The organism is Bacillus sp. T2.9-1 (genome assembly GCF_950097965.1).
In the GTDB taxonomy this organism is placed as follows: Bacteria; Bacillota; Bacilli; order Bacillales; family Cytobacillaceae; genus Niallia; species Niallia hominis.
Map to the genome: position 1 here is coordinate 62,970 of NZ_CATNHG010000108.1, position 16,879 is coordinate 79,848.

Annotated in this window: 18 protein-coding genes and 1 riboswitch; of the genes, 2 read left to right on the plus strand and 16 right to left on the minus strand. The window is 35.6% G+C overall.

What is annotated here, in order from left to right; genetic code table 11:
- Positions 1-11 precede the first annotated feature (11 nt).
- Positions 12-335, minus strand: coding sequence for an MFS transporter (locus tag QQZ16_RS15925; protein ID WP_235250840.1), 324 nt, complete (start codon positions 333-335; stop codon positions 12-14).
- 85 nt (positions 336-420) lie between these two features.
- Positions 421-999: an isochorismatase family cysteine hydrolase gene (locus QQZ16_RS15930; RefSeq protein ID WP_235250838.1), complete on the minus strand. Its 579-nt coding sequence runs from the start codon at positions 997-999 to the stop codon at positions 421-423.
- Between the two features lie 117 nt (positions 1,000-1,116).
- On the opposite strand from QQZ16_RS15930, the gene QQZ16_RS15935 reads away from it, so the two are divergent.
- On the plus strand, positions 1,117-1,719 hold the full coding sequence (locus tag QQZ16_RS15935) for a TetR/AcrR family transcriptional regulator (protein ID WP_235250836.1): 603 nt from the start codon (positions 1,117-1,119) through the stop codon (positions 1,717-1,719).
- A gap of 86 nt (positions 1,720-1,805) precedes the next feature.
- Here the strand turns inward: QQZ16_RS15935 and QQZ16_RS15940 are convergent, their stop codons facing one another.
- The 12 genes from QQZ16_RS15940 to QQZ16_RS15995 all read right to left on the minus strand — a co-directional run bounded on the left by QQZ16_RS15940 (position 1,806) and on the right by QQZ16_RS15995 (position 13,436).
- Positions 1,806-2,147, minus strand: a complete 342-nt coding sequence (locus tag QQZ16_RS15940) for a zinc ribbon domain-containing protein YjdM (RefSeq protein WP_235250834.1) — start codon at positions 2,145-2,147, stop codon at positions 1,806-1,808.
- 239 nt (positions 2,148-2,386) lie between these two features.
- Complete coding sequence (locus tag QQZ16_RS15945; RefSeq protein ID WP_235250832.1) at positions 2,387-3,835, minus strand: DEAD/DEAH box helicase; 1,449 nt, start codon at positions 3,833-3,835, stop codon at positions 2,387-2,389.
- Positions 3,836-3,967: 132 nt separating this feature from the next.
- Positions 3,968-4,159 carry a hypothetical protein gene (locus tag QQZ16_RS15950; protein ID WP_031535506.1) on the minus strand — a complete coding sequence of 64 codons (192 nt, stop codon included), beginning with the start codon at positions 4,157-4,159 and terminating at the stop codon, positions 3,968-3,970.
- Between the two features lie 274 nt (positions 4,160-4,433).
- Positions 4,434-5,180 carry an amino acid ABC transporter ATP-binding protein gene (locus QQZ16_RS15955; RefSeq protein ID WP_031535507.1) on the minus strand — a complete coding sequence of 249 codons (747 nt, stop codon included), beginning with the start codon at positions 5,178-5,180 and terminating at the stop codon, positions 4,434-4,436.
- A 19-nt stretch (positions 5,181-5,199) separates the two neighbouring features.
- Positions 5,200-5,943: an amino acid ABC transporter permease gene (locus tag QQZ16_RS15960; RefSeq protein ID WP_048719147.1), complete on the minus strand. Its 744-nt coding sequence runs from the start codon at positions 5,941-5,943 to the stop codon at positions 5,200-5,202.
- 63 nt (positions 5,944-6,006) lie between these two features.
- Positions 6,007-6,843, minus strand: coding sequence for a transporter substrate-binding domain-containing protein (locus QQZ16_RS15965; RefSeq protein WP_048719145.1), 837 nt, complete (start codon positions 6,841-6,843; stop codon positions 6,007-6,009).
- Between the two features lie 107 nt (positions 6,844-6,950).
- A riboswitch (Lysine riboswitch) is annotated at positions 6,951-7,131 on the minus strand.
- Positions 7,132-7,307: 176 nt separating this feature from the next.
- A complete protein-coding gene (locus tag QQZ16_RS15970) occupies positions 7,308-7,415 on the minus strand; it encodes a methionine/alanine import family NSS transporter small subunit (protein WP_081836551.1) in 108 nt (35 codons plus the stop codon).
- 1 nt (position 7,416) lies between these two features.
- Positions 7,417-8,919 carry a sodium-dependent transporter gene (locus QQZ16_RS15975; RefSeq protein WP_235250830.1) on the minus strand — a complete coding sequence of 501 codons (1,503 nt, stop codon included), beginning with the start codon at positions 8,917-8,919 and terminating at the stop codon, positions 7,417-7,419.
- 479 nt (positions 8,920-9,398) lie between these two features.
- Positions 9,399-10,010 (minus strand): hypothetical protein, encoded by a 612-nt coding sequence (locus tag QQZ16_RS15980; protein WP_284561521.1) that lies wholly within the window; start codon positions 10,008-10,010, stop codon positions 9,399-9,401.
- Between the two features lie 12 nt (positions 10,011-10,022).
- A complete protein-coding gene (locus QQZ16_RS15985) occupies positions 10,023-11,192 on the minus strand; it encodes a ParM/StbA family protein (RefSeq protein ID WP_031535512.1) in 1,170 nt (389 codons plus the stop codon).
- Between the two features lie 524 nt (positions 11,193-11,716).
- Positions 11,717-12,556 carry an aldo/keto reductase gene (locus QQZ16_RS15990; protein WP_031535514.1) on the minus strand — a complete coding sequence of 280 codons (840 nt, stop codon included), beginning with the start codon at positions 12,554-12,556 and terminating at the stop codon, positions 11,717-11,719.
- Between the two features lie 28 nt (positions 12,557-12,584).
- A complete protein-coding gene (locus QQZ16_RS15995; RefSeq protein ID WP_031535516.1) occupies positions 12,585-13,436 on the minus strand; it encodes an NAD-dependent epimerase/dehydratase family protein in 852 nt (283 codons plus the stop codon).
- Between the two features lie 422 nt (positions 13,437-13,858).
- Here QQZ16_RS15995 and QQZ16_RS16000 point away from each other — a divergent pair, with 422 nt between their 5' ends.
- The gene (locus QQZ16_RS16000) at positions 13,859-14,560 is read left to right on the plus strand and encodes a GNAT family N-acetyltransferase (protein ID WP_031535518.1); all 702 of its coding nucleotides are present in this window, start codon (positions 13,859-13,861) and stop codon (positions 14,558-14,560) included.
- 36 nt (positions 14,561-14,596) lie between these two features.
- Here QQZ16_RS16000 and QQZ16_RS16005 read toward each other — a convergent pair whose 3' ends face one another.
- Both QQZ16_RS16005 and QQZ16_RS16010 read right to left on the minus strand, forming a co-directional pair.
- Positions 14,597-14,920 carry a hypothetical protein gene (locus QQZ16_RS16005; RefSeq protein ID WP_031535519.1) on the minus strand — a complete coding sequence of 108 codons (324 nt, stop codon included), beginning with the start codon at positions 14,918-14,920 and terminating at the stop codon, positions 14,597-14,599.
- A gap of 171 nt (positions 14,921-15,091) precedes the next feature.
- A complete protein-coding gene (locus QQZ16_RS16010; protein WP_031535521.1) occupies positions 15,092-16,333 on the minus strand; it encodes a TerD family protein in 1,242 nt (413 codons plus the stop codon).
- Positions 16,334-16,879 lie beyond the last annotated feature (546 nt).

A 16,879-nucleotide genomic window follows, 5' to 3' on the forward strand; every position in this document is an offset into this window, starting at 1 on the left:
TCCTGCAGAGGCTAGCATTGCGCCCATATACATAAATCAGGGGTAAATATTGCGATAAAACTTGATAGACCTACTAATGATGTGGCTATTAAAAAAAGTAATCTAGGACCATATAAATCAATCAATTTCCCTACAACAGGCTGCCCTATTGCCGTTGCTAAATACAAAGCAGAAATAAGCCAAGCTGTTTGTGAAGGTGAAACACCGAATGCTTTTCCAATTGGAATTAAAGTAACAGAAATAATAGAAGAGTTAATAGGGTTCAAAATAGACCCTAAGATCATCGGGGCAATCAACTTTTGATTAAAGTAGCTTTTATCTTGAGTATTTGCCAATATTATTCCTTCCTTCTTATTTATCATGTTCACACAAATAGACTCACAACAAAACAAGGACTATTTTTTGAAAAAACAACCCCCTCTATCTTTCATTCAGTGTATCAATCCAGTCTTGCACATTTAACACATCAGCCTGACTAGGAAAGACTTTATCCATTAAAACGTCATGGACCTCTTTATTCGTATCGAAACAGGCGTCCGCTAGTACCTTTAATTGAAAATCCTTGTCCGCTGCTTCCCTTAAAGTAGATAGAACGACTCCACTTGTTGAAATTCCACTAAGAACTAGTGTATCAATTTGCTGGGAACGCAAAATAATCTCCAAATTGCTTCCAGCAAATGCACTTATTCGATATTTTGTAACAATAGCCTCCCTTACTTCTGGTTTTACAGATTCATGAATTTGTGTTGCTTCATCAAGGACAGTCATCCCACCGTACTTTAATACACTGGAAAATCTTTTGTTTTTTGGACTAATTTCAGGGTATCCTTCTCTGAATCCCACTCTAATAAAAATGACTGGAATAGCATGTTGGCGGGCTGCCATTATTACTTTCTGATAGGTTGTTAATGCCTCTTCTTTATTTTCCCCTAAGTTTGAAACAATGCCGTTTTGAACATCCATAACTAGTAGCGCTGTTTTACTATTGTGATATTGCATATATTGTAATCTCCTTTCTATTAGGTTAAAATTAAGCGGAGTACTCTCTCACTTATAATAAACGGAGAATTCTCCGATTGTCAATGAAAAGCATTATTTTTTGGGGAGTGATAACGAATGACTAATGGAAAATTAACTAATATACGATTGGAAAGACGAGATGCAGCAGAGAATCGTCAACGAATATTAGAGGCAGCGCTGAAGTTATTCGAGCAATATGACGTGGAACAAGTTAGTATGAATCAAATTGCAAAAGAAGCAGATATTGGTACAGGAACACTCTATCGTCGGTACCGTAACAAAGGGGAATTATGTCTCGATTTAATCAAAGATAATATAGTAATATTCTTTGATAATATGGAAAATTATTTGCAGGATAATCAAACAGCTACTCCAGCTGAGCGATTAAAAGGCATTATTCGTTTATTCATCCAATTTAGAGAAAGCAAAGCCCAATTGCTTAAAGGTGTAGAGGATTCTGAGGCATCACCACCCTCAAAACCCAGAACGCGCAGTCCCTTACACGATCAATTGCATCAGCAATTTGTGAACCTATTCAATGAAATGAACAGCACTTCAAAAAAAACTGACACCAATGTCTTTAAAGCAGATATTTTATTAGCCGCTCTTAAAAGTGATTCCTATTTATTTCAACGAGAGGTTCGTGGATATTCACCAGAAGATATTGCAGAAGCACTATATGAAATGTTCATTCTATAAGCTGCAAAAAGACGGTTCTATTGAGGACAACAATATTAATTGTCCTCCAGTAGAACCGTTCCTTTGACTGCCTTGATCTTAAAAATCTATATTTTCTTCACAAATTCCGATTTTAATTTCATTGCTCCAAATCCAGCAATTTTACAATCAATATCATGATCACCGTCTACCAAGCGAATATTTTTCACCTTTGTTCCTTGCTTTAAAACAGAGGAACTGCCTTTTACCTTAAGATCCTTGATTACCGTAACTGTATCCCCGTCGTTCAAAACATTTCCATTTACATCTTTGATCACTCTATTATCACCATCTGTTTCCAAATCAGTGTTTGACGTCCACTCATATCCACATTCTGGACAAACCAAAAATGTCCCATCATCATATGTATATTCCGAATGACATTTCGGACAATTAGGCAAATTGCTCATTATTTTATTTCCTCCACCGCTTGAATTTGTACTAAAGTACTATTATATCAAAAACAGTGGAGCAGTAGAATGAACCTCCATACAATCATTCATTCAAATAAGGTCTTGCTTATGACGTTCTTTTAAAAAATCCCAAGATATCTAATTTTGCAGATGATGCTATTTATGGGAAAGGTAATTACAATAATCTCAAAGGAATCTACACGAAAGATTCGTAATCAATAGTAACTAAGCATTTCTCAGTTCTTATTAGCCTCATATACCTTCAACTGCTTACCTTTTATGGTTGTTTTCTTCATTTTATCCAGTACCATAGGCCCTTTATTATTTAAAATTTCAACATAAGAATGAGTATCCATTATTGTAATGATCCCAATATCCTCTGCTGTTACTCCGTCTATTTTAGCGATCGTTCCAACAAAATCTACTGCTCGAAGCTTCTTTTTCTTACCGCCATTAAAGTATAGCTTCATAATATGCTTGTTTAGTTTTTCATTTTTCGCCTTTTTAATTGTTGGCTCTACGTTTTTCTTTGCCTCAAATTCCGATTTATTAGCAGAAACCTCTTCTTTGGAAGGAGCTATTATAGCTGGAATTACAAAACCGATATATTCTTCAATCTCTTTTAAGAACTTATCTTCAAATGGGGTAACAAATGTGATAGCTTTCCCTTTTTTACCTGCCCGACCTGTTCTACCTGTACGATGCACATAGCTTTCCTTTTCTAAAGGAAGGTCATAGTTAATAACATGGGTGATATTATCAATATCAATCCCTCTAGCTGCTACGTCTGTAGCAATTAAATAGCGGAACTCTCCCCTTTTAAAGTCATTCATTACTTCAAGTCTGTCTTCCTGTACCATACCACCGTGAATTTGATCACAGTTATATCCTAAATCAGATAACTGATCACACAATGTATCTACTCTATCCTTTGTTCGGCAAAAGATGATACAGCTATCGGGATTTTCAACAATCGTTACATCTTGAAGAATAGAGAATTTGTCTTTTTCCTCTACTTTCATAAGCGAATGATCAATTTTATCCGTTGTGAGTCCAGTTGCCTTTATTTCAATATCAATAGGTGTCTTCATATAGCGAAGAGATAGATCTTTAACCGCCTCAGGTAGGGTAGCTGAAAATAGCATCGTCACTCGATTTTTTGGTAATGCCTTTATAATAGCCTCTACCTGTTCAATAAACCCCATGTTTAGCATTTCGTCTGCTTCATCTATTACAAGGTAGTTAATTTGATCTAAAATCAACGTACCTCTTTCTATATGATCTAATACACGTCCTGGTGTACCTACCACTATATGCGTTTTTTGTTTTAATTCTGTTTTTTGGATAGCAAAAGGCTGTTTTCCATATACAGCTGTTGCTTTAATCCGTTTAAATCTCCCTATATTGATAAAGTCCTCTTTCACTTGAACAGCAAGTTCTCTTGTTGGTGTCAAAATTAACGCTTGAGGCTTATTTTCTTCCCAATCAACTAATTCACAAATAGGAATCCCATAAGAAGCAGTCTTACCACTTCCTGTTTGTGATTTGACAACAAGATCGATTTTTTCTAACACGAGTGGTATTACTTTACTCTGAACTTCTGTTGGTATTTTATATTCTAAACTATCCAGAGCCTTTACTATTTGATTACTTAATTTAAAATCATGAAAACCTTTTTCACTCATTACGAAGCCTCTTTTATTTTGAATTATTCTTCTTATTATTTCCGTAACATTTATTCCCTTATACAAACTTCTATTATACGCTATCTTTTCTTGGCAAATGTACAATCCTTTATAAAACAGTCTAAAAAAGACCTACCCTTTTGGTAAGTCTAATGCTTGATATGCGGATTGATACTTTCCGCCTGCTGCTACTTCTGAATGATACAATGCTCTTATAGCCGAACTTTTATCAAGGTCATGTTCATCAATCAAATCCTTTAAGCGTATCTGTAAGTCCTTATTATCTTTGATTAACTTTTTCATTTGTGATTTCATGTATTTCATAAGATATCTATCCTTCCTAGAGCACAGCTTGCACTTCACTCTATTATGACATAGAATCCTCAAATATTAAAAACATCTTTAACTTATGCTAAGGTTCACCAATCTTATGCTCCGTATTGCCTTTTCTCGTGCGCTTTAGGTGCATATTCCCATTTCACCAATTTTTTCTAATAGAAAAAGATGACCTCTACACAGGCAGAGATCATCTTCTATGACTAAAACTCACTTATTTGGTTGCGGATTATCTTCCTCATTCTCTAGCTATAGCTATAAGTTAGGATGGTTGCGTTACTAAAGTGCGCTTTAAGAATTCTCTCGTACGTATTTGTGTCGGGTTATGGAAAATTTGATCTGGACTTCCTTCTTCTGCAATAACTCCTTTGTCCATAAAGATAACCCGATCAGATACTTCCTTCGCAAATTCCATTTCATGTGTTACGATGATCATCGTTTGACCGGAATTGGCGAGGTCTTTCATGACTTTTAGTACTTCTCCCACCATTTCTGGATCAAGAGCGGAAGTAGGCTCATCAAACAACATGACATCTGGACTCATCGATAGGGCTCTCGCAATTGCAACACGCTGCTTTTGACCACCAGATAGCTGTTTTGGCTTTGCATTAATATATTTATCCATTCCCACAACTTTTAAATAATGCATGGCCATCTTTTCTGCTTCTTCTTTGGATCGTTTCAACACCTTTACTTGTCCCACCACACAATTTTTAAGGACATTGTGATTATTAAACAAATTAAATTGTTGAAATACCATACCAAGATGTTTGCGATAATCTGCGACATTATGATTGCTATCCAATATATTTGCACCATGGTAAAATATTTGCCCGCCACTTGCTTTTTCTAATAAATTTATACAACGAAGAAGCGTAGATTTACCAGATCCAGAGGAACCAATGATGGAAACAACTTCCCCTTTATTTACGGAGAAATTAATGTCTCTAAGTACTTCATGTGTTCCATAGGATTTGTTCAGATGCTGTATATCAATGATTTGTTCCATCGTTCTTCACCTTCTTCCATTATTTTTTATCTAATTCTAACTGTGCATCATTTCCGATGATCGTGTAATTATTCGATCCATCTAACTTTTTCTCCATATATAGCAATATTCTCGTAACAATAAAGGTCATTACAAAATAAATCATACAAGCTACGAAAAACGATTCAAAATATCTAAAGTTATTTCCTGAAATGGATTTTGTAACAAAATATAATTCCGTAACAGAAATTACGTTTAATACAGATGTATCTTTAATATTAATAACAAATTGGTTTCCTGTTGCTGGTAGGATATTTCGAATAACCTGTGGTAACACTACATTCCACATTGTTTGTAGATGATTCATGCCAATTGCATGAGCCGCTTCAAACTGGCCCTTATCAACGGAAACAATCCCACCACGAACAATTTCCGCCATATATGCTCCTGTATTAATGGATACAACAATAATAGCTGCAGTGAGCACATCCATATTTAAACCAAAAGCTAGCGCGGAACCATAAAAGATAACCATCGCTTGGACGATCATCGGTGTTCCGCGGAAGAATTCAATATAGATAGACAAGATGATATTAATTACTTTTAATATAACTTTTTTTACTACTCGTTCCGGGGTCGGGATAGTGCGAATAACCCCTGCAACCAATCCGATTGCTGCTCCAATAATAGTTCCGATTAACGCAATCAAAAGCGTTACACCAGCACCACGAAGAAACATCGGCCAGTTCTCTGAAATTATTTTAATGATCCACTCAAAACTCATCTTTTCTCCTCACTTACTTGATAAAACCGTCTGTATAAAGGCTACAGTCGGTTTTATCCTTTTTTATTCTGCTGCAGGTTGATTTTTAATAGCATTATCCATCATGCTTGTACGTTCTTCTTCTGGAATATCTGCTAAAATTTTGTTAATCTTCTCTGTTAAGTCACTGCCCTTTTGAAGACCAACAGCGGTAGTTGTCTCCTCTTCTGACGTTTTGAATCCATCCTTAAATTCAACCATTACAAACTTATCATTTGCAGTGGAAGCACTAATCCCTTCTGGACGTTCAGATACATATCCATCAATAACTCCTGACTCCAGTGCTACTCTCATAGCGGGGAAGTTATCCATTGCCGTCTTTTTTTCTACACTATTAATTTGATCAATAACAGAATAATGGAATGTATTTAACTGTGCCGTAATTTTTGCTCCTTTAAAATCCTGGATAGACGTAGCATTTTCAAACTCACTACCTTTTTTTACTACCATTACTAAATTGGATGTATAGTAGTTACCTGAAAAATCTATTGTTTCTTTACGCTCTGCAGTCGGTGACATCCCTGCGATGATGGCATCAATTTTTCCTGAAACTAATCCTGGTACTAAGCCATCCCACTCTGTTTTTACAATCACTAATTCTTTTCCTAAACCTTCTGCCACTTTTTTAGCAATCTCTACATCATAGCCTCCAGCATATTCTGAAGACCCTTCAATTTTCACCGCACCATTAGAATCATCATTTTGCGTCCAGTTAAACGGAGCATAACCTGCCTCCATCCCTACTTTAAATGTATTATCATCATTCGATCCAGAAGCTGAATCGCTGCTTGTCCCACATCCAGCTAATAAAAGCATTGCGGATAATATTAAAACTAAAAATAATGTTAACTTGTTTCTCATGATGTCTTTCCCCCTGTTTTCCTATTAATCTACTAAAACAAAAAAAGACCTGAGATAAACTCAGGTCGTAGTATATGCGATAGCCCTAAAGTCCTCTCTTTTATCCCAAATGAGATAGCACAACTCAATAAACTAGGTGTTTATTGAGACAGTCCTGCAGCTCTTAACTACAGACCCAGCATGTAATATGGAGAATATTACAAACTTCGGCGACATTTCCTTCTCCCTAGCATCAAAGCTCCTCAAACTCCACTAAAGACTGTTAAATATCGCGCCTCTACCTCACTGTAAAAAAAAAGTGAGGTCTTATTCAATTAGTTTTTATAGTAACGTATTTTGTCGATATTCGTCAACTTGTTTTTTGTTATCCATTATTTCTTTTGAATTTTTAGTGAACTTTTCCTCTTTTTCAACCAATAAAAAAGGATCAACCATATCGTTATGGCCAATCCCTTTTAAAATTATTATTTAGCTTTCTTAGAAACTCTTACGACATTAAAGATACTGGCTGCTAAGCCGCCCCATAGGATAACCATTCCAACTACCATCATGGTGATCGCACTAGCTGACATATTAAACAACCTCCTTATTCTTGTCTAGAGCATTAGATTTCCACTTTTTAAAGGATAGAAGAACCCCAATAATGATGCTCAAAGCGACTACTAACACACCTGCATACAAAATTAATGTTGTTGGATATCCTTCATAATTCTCCTTTAAATTCTGACGAATGTTGTCAACCATCATATAACCAAGAACAAGAGGTGTTACAATACTTAAACAGAACTTCCACCAAGCACCAATACGTATATCAGAAATAGCATTCGAATGAGTCTGTAGTCCATTTAATCCTCTAAAGAACCAAGCAATTAAGATGACTTCTACTAATCCTGCCGTAACAATTCCAAAGTTATTTATAAAGTAGTCAACTACATCAAGTAAATATAAACCGCCATTTGTTGCAAAAAGCAAGGAGATTACTGTTGCCACTAGCCCGCTTGTTAGTACCGCTTTTGTTCGTGATACATTAAACTTCTCTTGAACTCCTGCGATGAAGGTTTCTACGATAGAAATAAGCGATGTCATACCTGCAAAAACAAGAGAAAGGAAGAATAATACCCCAAATAGACCATTCATTCCAGGGAATTCATTGATGATGCTAGGGAAGACTACAAATGCTAGTCCAATCCCACTACTTACTACATCTTCAACAGCAACGCCTTGTTGATTTGCCATAAAGCCGAGTGCAGCAAATACACCAATACCTGCCAATAATTCAAAGCCAGAATTTGCAAATGCAGTAATGAATGCATTATTATTTATATCCGACTTTTTCGGTAGATAACTTGAATAAGTAATCATGATTGCAAACCCAATCGATAAAGAGAAGAAGATTTGCCCATATGCTGCAATCCAAACCTTTCCGTCAAGAATCATTTCCCAGTTTGGTTTAAAAAATGCGTTTAATCCTTGTGTCGCTCCATCAAGAGTTAAAGCACGAATTACGATTACTAAAAACATAACAATCAGGATAGGAAGGAATATTTTATTTAATCTTTCAATCCCTTTTGAAACTCCACGATATAAAACAAAGAGTGCAACTGCCCACACACAAAGTACTGGAATAACAATACCAGGAACTAATCCGCCTATTGTGCCAGGTTGATCCGCTATCTTTAATACACTACCAAAAAAGAAGCTTTCAGGGTCTGAACCCCATTGCGTTCCAAATGAATAAATTGTAAATTTTATCGCCCATGCGACAATAACTGCATAATAAGTACAGATGACAAAGGCAATTAATAATTGCCACCAACCAAGCCATTCTGCTTTTTTATTTAAACGGAACAGCGATAGTGGTGCTGAACCACGAAATTTCTGACCGATTGTAAACTCTAAAATTAATATTGGGATCCCTGCTGTTATAATTGCAAATAAATATGGTAAGAAAAAGGCTCCACCTCCATTTTCATAAGCTACTGCTGGAAACCTCCAGATATTCCCTAAACCAATGGCAGATCCGACAGCTGCCAAGATAAAGCCATACCGTGATCCCCATTGTTGACGTTGTTCCATAAGATGACCTCCGATTAATCACTGTTTTAGAAAGATTCAGATAATTTTTCACATTTTATTAATATAGCGGCTATTTTTTGAAATGTCAAACTATTTATTGATTTTTTTGTCGAATTTTTGTTTTTTCTTTTCTATCACTTGTTTTGCATTTCTCCGTACAAAGGAACTCCATGAAAAACTTGTTTCCCCTAACTGTTACACATCCCTTAGCATATAAATCTACGGAAATTGTTTAAATAAATATAGTAACTGTAAAAAATCCTATTTATGGAAGCGATTGAGCCCAAACAAAAAACCAAAAAATATTGAGTTCTCAGCATTTTTTGGTTTTAATCTCTCTATTTTATTAACTAACTATTTTTTGAATAGACATTTTAGAATAGGCTGCTAAATCATTTCAGAAATGCATGGAATTACACACTCTATCCATCTTCGACAAATTTCGAGAATTCCCTGTGCATCCTAACTTTCAACCTACTCTACTTGTTCATGGAATGAAGAAAGTCTCCTAATAAACTATCTAAATCTTCATTTTCACTGTCTTCTGGTTCCTTTTCCGCTTCTGCTTCTATTGATTGATTATGTGTTGCTTTATCCCAATCAAAATTGTCTAAATCATCCACGCTATCTATCTCTTCGACAACAGCTCTTTCCTCGATTGCATGCAAGTAGTCATCTACTTCCGATGCTGCCTTAAGCTCGCTTGTGCTTTCTTCTTGCAAATACAGGGCCTCGTCTATATCTAAAGAATTACTATTTAAAGATGCAAGCAAAGCTGTTGAACGAACTGGATCTTTTAAAAGCTGGTATATAATCGCACCTAACAACGCCTCAGAATGCTCGTGCTTCAACCAATCTCGCTGTGATTTGCTTAATTTATGGGGAAGAGGAATTGTAATTGTTTCTCGTTCCTTTGAAAAGGACTGACCAACCCCTTGTAGCACAAACTCAGCTATTTTACTTGAAAAATTTCTTCTTTCGACTTCCTTAAGCTTTTGTAAATGATTTAAAAGATGATCAGGAATATCAGAAGGGACACGAAATGAAATAGCTTGTCCTCGCTTAATTCCCTTTGAACTAGAACTTTTCATATCATCACCCTATTAATTTTTCACAGGTTCTTGTGGTGGATTAGGCTTCTCTGTCTTTCTTACAAAATCAGTAATGAGCTTATAATAAGCATTTGCCATCATCCAAATGCTCTCTTTCTCATCTTCAAAGAATTCAATGTTATAGCCATCTAAATTATTATTTAATGTTTTAATGTACTCTTTTAGTACATTTGCTCCTCCACCAACAAAATAACAGATTTCTGTCTGAGAATTCTTCTGCCATACGTTACGTAATAATCGATATTGTTTTTTCGCTAGTTCAAGTAAGATACGATCCGTAATGTCATGAACACTTGTCCGGCTTCCCTTAACCATAATATGGTTTCTGTCATTTTTTCGCGTGATAATTTCCACTACATCACGTCGACTGTCTAATTCAATGCCGTGTTTGGATCGAATTTCTTCTCTTATAGACTCTAGTGATTCCGATACACCAAGATTAAATCCTTGCGCTTTATCATCATCGACATTTCGATTTTTTATAACCGCGATATCTGTAGATAAACCACCTATATCCTGAATAATTATTCTTTTATCAATTAAATCTTTATTAATAATTTTCAACTGATTATCCATGACAAGATTGATATAGGCTGCAAATCCTTCAGGATAAATTTTCACTTCATTAAATTTAATATTTACTTTCAACCCTTGGTATTTAGGGGTCACAAGAAATTCCACTTGATGGACAGAACCAACTAATTTAGATCGATATCCTGCGTCCTTACCTTCCTTTACTTCCCGTAGAGGGAGCCCTGTTCCAAGCGTATAGTTTGCGTCAATGACATTTTTCATTCGTGGGAAAGAATTCGAATTCTTCTCATTGACTGCATCTAAAGCCAATGTAGCAAAAAGCATGACTAATGTTTGATCTTCCTCCGATTTAGCACTGCCTGGATCTAATTCGGTTGCACTGCTACTCTTTGTTGCTAAATGGCCAACACGATAGATAGCATTATTTTCTTTTAATGCAGGGGAGTGAACCTTAATATGTATTCCTTCGAGAGGATTCTTGTTATCTAATTCTTCTATTCCTATTACAGGACGATCTTCTGTATCTCTTGCCACAATATTAGGAATATTCAATTCGTACTCTACTTCTCCAAAGATTGCCTTAATGGAGTCATTACCAACATCTACAGCCGCAATTCTAGAGCTCATCTTTTCATCATTCCTTTTCTTTTTATTGGATACTCTGTTTTCTAAATATCCTATTTCTTATTTAAGGCTATAAGAGATTGCTAGATTAATCAATTGATTTGCCAAAAAAACACTTAATTGTAAACATCTCGTAAACTAAGTGTATTTGTAGACATTTTCGTAATCTTTGAATACAAATGTGTATACATTCGGTAAATACAGTATGTTTACACATTTGTTTACACGTAAACGACTTTGTATACGTGGTGTTTACTTTTTGTATACTTGTAATTGTTTACGTAAACAATTCTTTTCCAAGGAAATTACTGTCTAGGCTTTTAAACATTGTTCGGGGATTTCCTTTATCTTGATATCATCTCCTAAGAAAAAGGAGTCAATTTTATTAGTTCAGTTTATTCTTCTGTATCCTGAATATTAGAGTTGGTATTTTGATAAAAACAGCACCTCTCTATCAATGGAGGATGCTGTTTTTTTATTATTCAGTTGCCCATTTTATTACTACTAGAGAATATTTAATACTAAACTTATACTTTAGAAAAAGTATCAGGATCAGCAAACATCCGTTGGTCCTGATTTAGTGCACTAATTTTATCCATGTCCTCTTCGGAAAGTTCAAAATCAAAGACATCCTTATTTTCAGCAATGCGATGGGGCTTAACCGACTTTGGAATCGTCACTACTCCTGTTTGTATGTCCCAGCGGATAATAATTTGCGCTGTTGATTTATTGTATTTTTTTGCAAGTTCAACCAAAATTGGATTCTCAAGCAGACCACCCTGCATTAACGGAGACCAAGCTTCAAGCTGGATGCAGTGCTTTTTGCAAAAATCATGCAATTCTCGTTGATTAAATCTGGGATGATATTCTACCTGGTTGACCATCGGCACAATTTCACCTTTTGCAATGACTTCTTCTAGGTGATGAACTTTAAAATTACTTACACCAATAGCACGAACACGTCCATCCTTATAAAGCTTCTCAAGTGCTTTCCAAGTGTCTATAAATTTCCCTTGTGAAGGAAGTGGCCAGTGTATTAAATAAAGATCTAGATATTCGAGCCCCAATTTCTTCATACTAACGTCAAATGCTGCCAATGTTGCTTCATATCCTTGATCAGCATTCCAAACTTTCGTTGTAATAAATAGCTCCTCACGAGGAACATTTGATTCAGCGATGGCTTTGCCTACACCCTCTTCGTTTTTATAAGCAGCAGCCGTATCCACGCTTCGATAGCCGACCTCAAGAGCAGCTCTAACTGAATTTACAACCTCTTCTCCGTCCTTTACTAGAAAGACGCCTAAGCCTAACCATGGCATCTCCACACCGTTATGCAAAGTAGTAGTACTTCTAAGATTAGAAATCATTTATTATCTCTCCTTATTAAAATAGTCATTACATCTTTACATAATCTCTCCACTTATGAACAGGCTGCCAATTTAATAATTTCTTCGCCTTTTCATTGTTTAATAGCGGTGCAAAGCCGGATAAATCTTTACGAAAATCCGTTACAGTTGGATAGCATGTTTCCATTAACTGTTTGCTGTCAATATCCATACTTGTTTCATCCGCCCCAATATTAAGGGCAATTGATCCAAGTCCGTCTGTCTCAACAGCTAATCGATAGGCTGTCGCTGCATCTCGTGTATCAATATAACTCCAGAGAATCGTTTTTCGCTGTTCTGGATCATGGATAAACCCAGGGAAATTTTCGTACTTTTCAGGGGAGATAACATTTCCTAAACGAAAAGATACGACCTGCATCCCTGTTCTACGATGAATCATATCTGCTGTTTTCTCATTTACAATCTTGGATAAACCATAACTCTCTTCCGGCAATTGTGGGTAATTTTCATCTATTGGTACATATTGTGGTGTTAGATTCTTCTTTGAAAAACAAATACCATAGGAGGACTCACTTGAAGAGATTACTGCTTTTTTAATTCCTAGACTTCCTGCTGCCTCTAAAATGTTATATGTGGACATAACGTTATTTTCAAATGTCACTTCATTTGGATGGGAATATGCAACCGGAATTGCTGCAAGATGAACAACAGTATCAGCGTCCGCTAATACTCCATATACTTCACCAAGATTTGTTAAATCTGCTATTACCGTTCTGCAGAGCGCTTCTTTTGGATACTGCCTATCCACATTAAGAACTTCATACCCATGATCGATAAACTCTTTTATGACATCTCGGCCAAGTAGACCACTTCCACCTGTAATGACAACCTTTTTCTTCATTTTCTCTCCTCCGTATCAACTTAATAGAAAAATAATTCTGTAGTTCCTAAAAGTTATTTGCATTTTATTTATACTTTGTTTATCGTGTAAACTAAGTATAGGTAAAACGCTTCCATTTTTCAAATAATACCTTTTATGCTGACCAAAAAAGTTAAAGGAAATGGTTAAGACTGTAAGCCATCCATGGGCTGAAGGCCTCGAATAGTAAATGGGGGAGTACAGGTTCGGATGAGCTATGAATATCCCTCTTCTCTTATACTAATTAACCACTAAAGGCTTGGGGAATTAGAAAAAAATAGTTTAATAAGCAATGATTCCAACTATTTTAAACGATCAATTAGCATTCAGAAGGACTACCGCTATTTTTGTGGAAGTAAAAAGTTATGAAGATTTATGACCCCCGAAAGGAGTAAGCTTAAAAAATGGAAGCTATGGCGCTTAGGTATTTAAATAAAAATATTCTTCATCATATTAATATGATAGAAAGTATTAAACGACATCAAGCAAATATCATACGATCAGATATTCACGGGGTTGTATTGTTTGATGTTCCGAGCGAGACCTATATGATTAGTTGTGACAGTTTGGAAGATTATAAGAGATTGTTACAAGATATTGAAGAGATAAAAGAATGCGAAGTATTTCAAAGTTGGGCCAAATCTTATGTTCAGGAGAAATACCATTTAATTCATAGAGATACCTATTATCAGGCAGCGATTTTAAAAGAGTTTCCCGTAACTATTCCAAAACCAATATTAACCATAAGACGTCTTAATGAAAATGACATTTCTTTAGTGAAAACTTTTTATCCTACTAATGATTATACATATGTTATCCAACGTCTTATGGAAGGTACTCTTTTCGGTGGGTTTTCAAATAATAAGGTGATTGGATTTATTGGCATTCACGATGAAGGTTCAATTGGCTTACTAGTAGTGATTGAAAAATACAAAAGACAAGGGTATGGACTCGCTCTACTGAACTTCATCATTCACCATTTTATAAAAAATAATAGAATCCCTTACTCTCAAATTAGTCATACGAACCAAGCTTCCATATTTCTTCATCAAAAAGCAGGGATGGAGATTTCAACAGGTGTGATTGAGTGGCTCACTGCACAGTGACTATCCGGAAAATACTTTGTGTGTTCCGTTTTCTAGCTATTGATTAATATTCTTATGCGCTAGAAAACTTTTTATTTTTGCAGCTATGCCGATGATTAGATAACTAATTCCGTTAGCAATAATGACTAAACCAATGAAAGCTGCTCCAAATCCTGCTCCTTCACCAGTACCACCACTACTATGGTCCAGATTCACAAATAGGGAACCAGAAATGAAAGCAATAATGGGTCCAAATACACCGATGATAATACCTGATAACCAAAAAGGCAATTTGATTCTTCGATTGAAGTAAATTGCGGAAAAATTTAAAATTAATAGAGCTACTATCAATACAAGCCAAATCAATCCATCTCCACTCATATAACCCTCCTATTTTCGGTTTTTACTCATATATAGTTTTTTTCCGTACTAGTGATGCACGAAAAATATTGTTTAGGAAATAGATTGACTTAAAAAGTCACTTTTAGAATCGATTCTATCTAAAACAAACCCATAAAACGTTAAATTTTTACATTTTTATAGAATACTAATTTACTTGTAATCATTTTTCGGTCCTTCATCCATTATTACCTCTACCATATTGGAAGCACCCATCCTAAGCTTAGGTCTAAATTCTGAGTTCGGCTTACTATAAAGCTCCAACGGACTTATCATAACCCCATCATCCGTATTATGAAGGATTCCGGGCACAGAGGAATAAATTCTGTCATTATTATTTGCATTCTTGGCAAATATGGTAACAGATGTTCCGTTATGATTATCTATACTCATGGACACCTTGTATCTGTGGAATGAGCCTGTCCCATTTGACTGAGCAGAATAGACCACGGGAACAACTGCGAGTATAGTATCATTTAACCTTAATTTTATTACTTCTGTCTTAGTTGCTCGACTATCTCTCCTAACATCCCCCATGTGTTCAACTGCTCCGTTTCCAAAGCTTCTAAGAGGAGGGGTTCCTTCTGCTCCAAACATAGCCACATCTATTTGCTCACCATTCTTAGTGTAGACTAAAGCATATATATCGTAATCGGTACCAGTCTTCCAAGATACTGTCGCAGTAATTTCAGGCGTTTTCTCGATAATAACTGGCTTTTGACTTTTATCGAGACTTACCTTCCCCTTTACCTTTTCAAGGCTTATCTTGGTATTTTGTTTATTTTTATTCTCAGGAAAATTTACAGCTCCGACAGGTTCCTTAAGTGTTTGTTTTTGAATAGTTATAGATTCGGATGGCTTATTTTGCTCCTCAGCTTTTACCTCCACACCATAATTTTCACATAGACCTTCCAGCCCAGAATTAAAGCCTCGCCAAATAGATCTAGCTTTTGTCTGCCCATTTCTTAGATATAATTCAGCTACTACAATTCCATTCTCACTTGTGAAATGAGATGGGGTTAGCTGAACTGAATTATTATCCGTACAGATCTCCGCCTCTAAATTCTTTGCATTGGAAAATCCAGTGCTATTATCCTCTGTTAGTGTTATTGCTATTTTAGTAATACCTTTAGTGGCTTTACTCATATCAAAATTAATTTTATGTACGTTTGTATTCCCAACTTTCTCAGGGGGTATAAGGGTAGCTACCCCTGAAGGACTTTTTGGTTGATTATAAAATATGATTCCGCTATCTCCTTGTACCTTGTCTGAATCAGTTAAAAGAAAAGCCGTTAAGGATATATCAATCCTATTAGAAATTTCATAGCTAACCGTTACATATCCTTTTGGGGAACTTAACGCTGTATTAGCTCCCATTTGAAGAATTTGATTCATTTATAACCTCTCCCCCACTTCTCTATGCTTACTGCCATTCAAACTAGACAAAAATCTACCAACTGCTACTTTTTACTATCTACATTAATTATATATTATCATTTGGAAAAATTGGTTAACATTTACTTTATGCTATTATATTTTTTGGAGAAATAAGCTGTATGAGGAAGCTAATAAAACCAACCAGTTTTCAAAATAAAGCAATAGAGGCTGGGACATAAGCATTTCAACAAACAATAAATTCGAACACTCATGTAATTATTTCGCATAAATATTCGCGTTTATTATCTTGGTAAAAGGTTTAAAAACGAAATGAAATGGAGCGGAGGACGCTCGACTCCTGCGGGAAATAGAGGAAAGGCTGAGCCTCCTCTCCGGCGCATCGTGCATCTGTAGCGCAATGGAACGACTTAGTTTTTATACTTGACTATGTTTAAAAACATAGATAACCATCATGAGAAAGTAGATTTATTTAAGAGCTAAATTAGAGATTGTTCGTCTTTAAAGACTAGTTATTTAGTTTTGTCCCAGCCTCTAAACTAACTA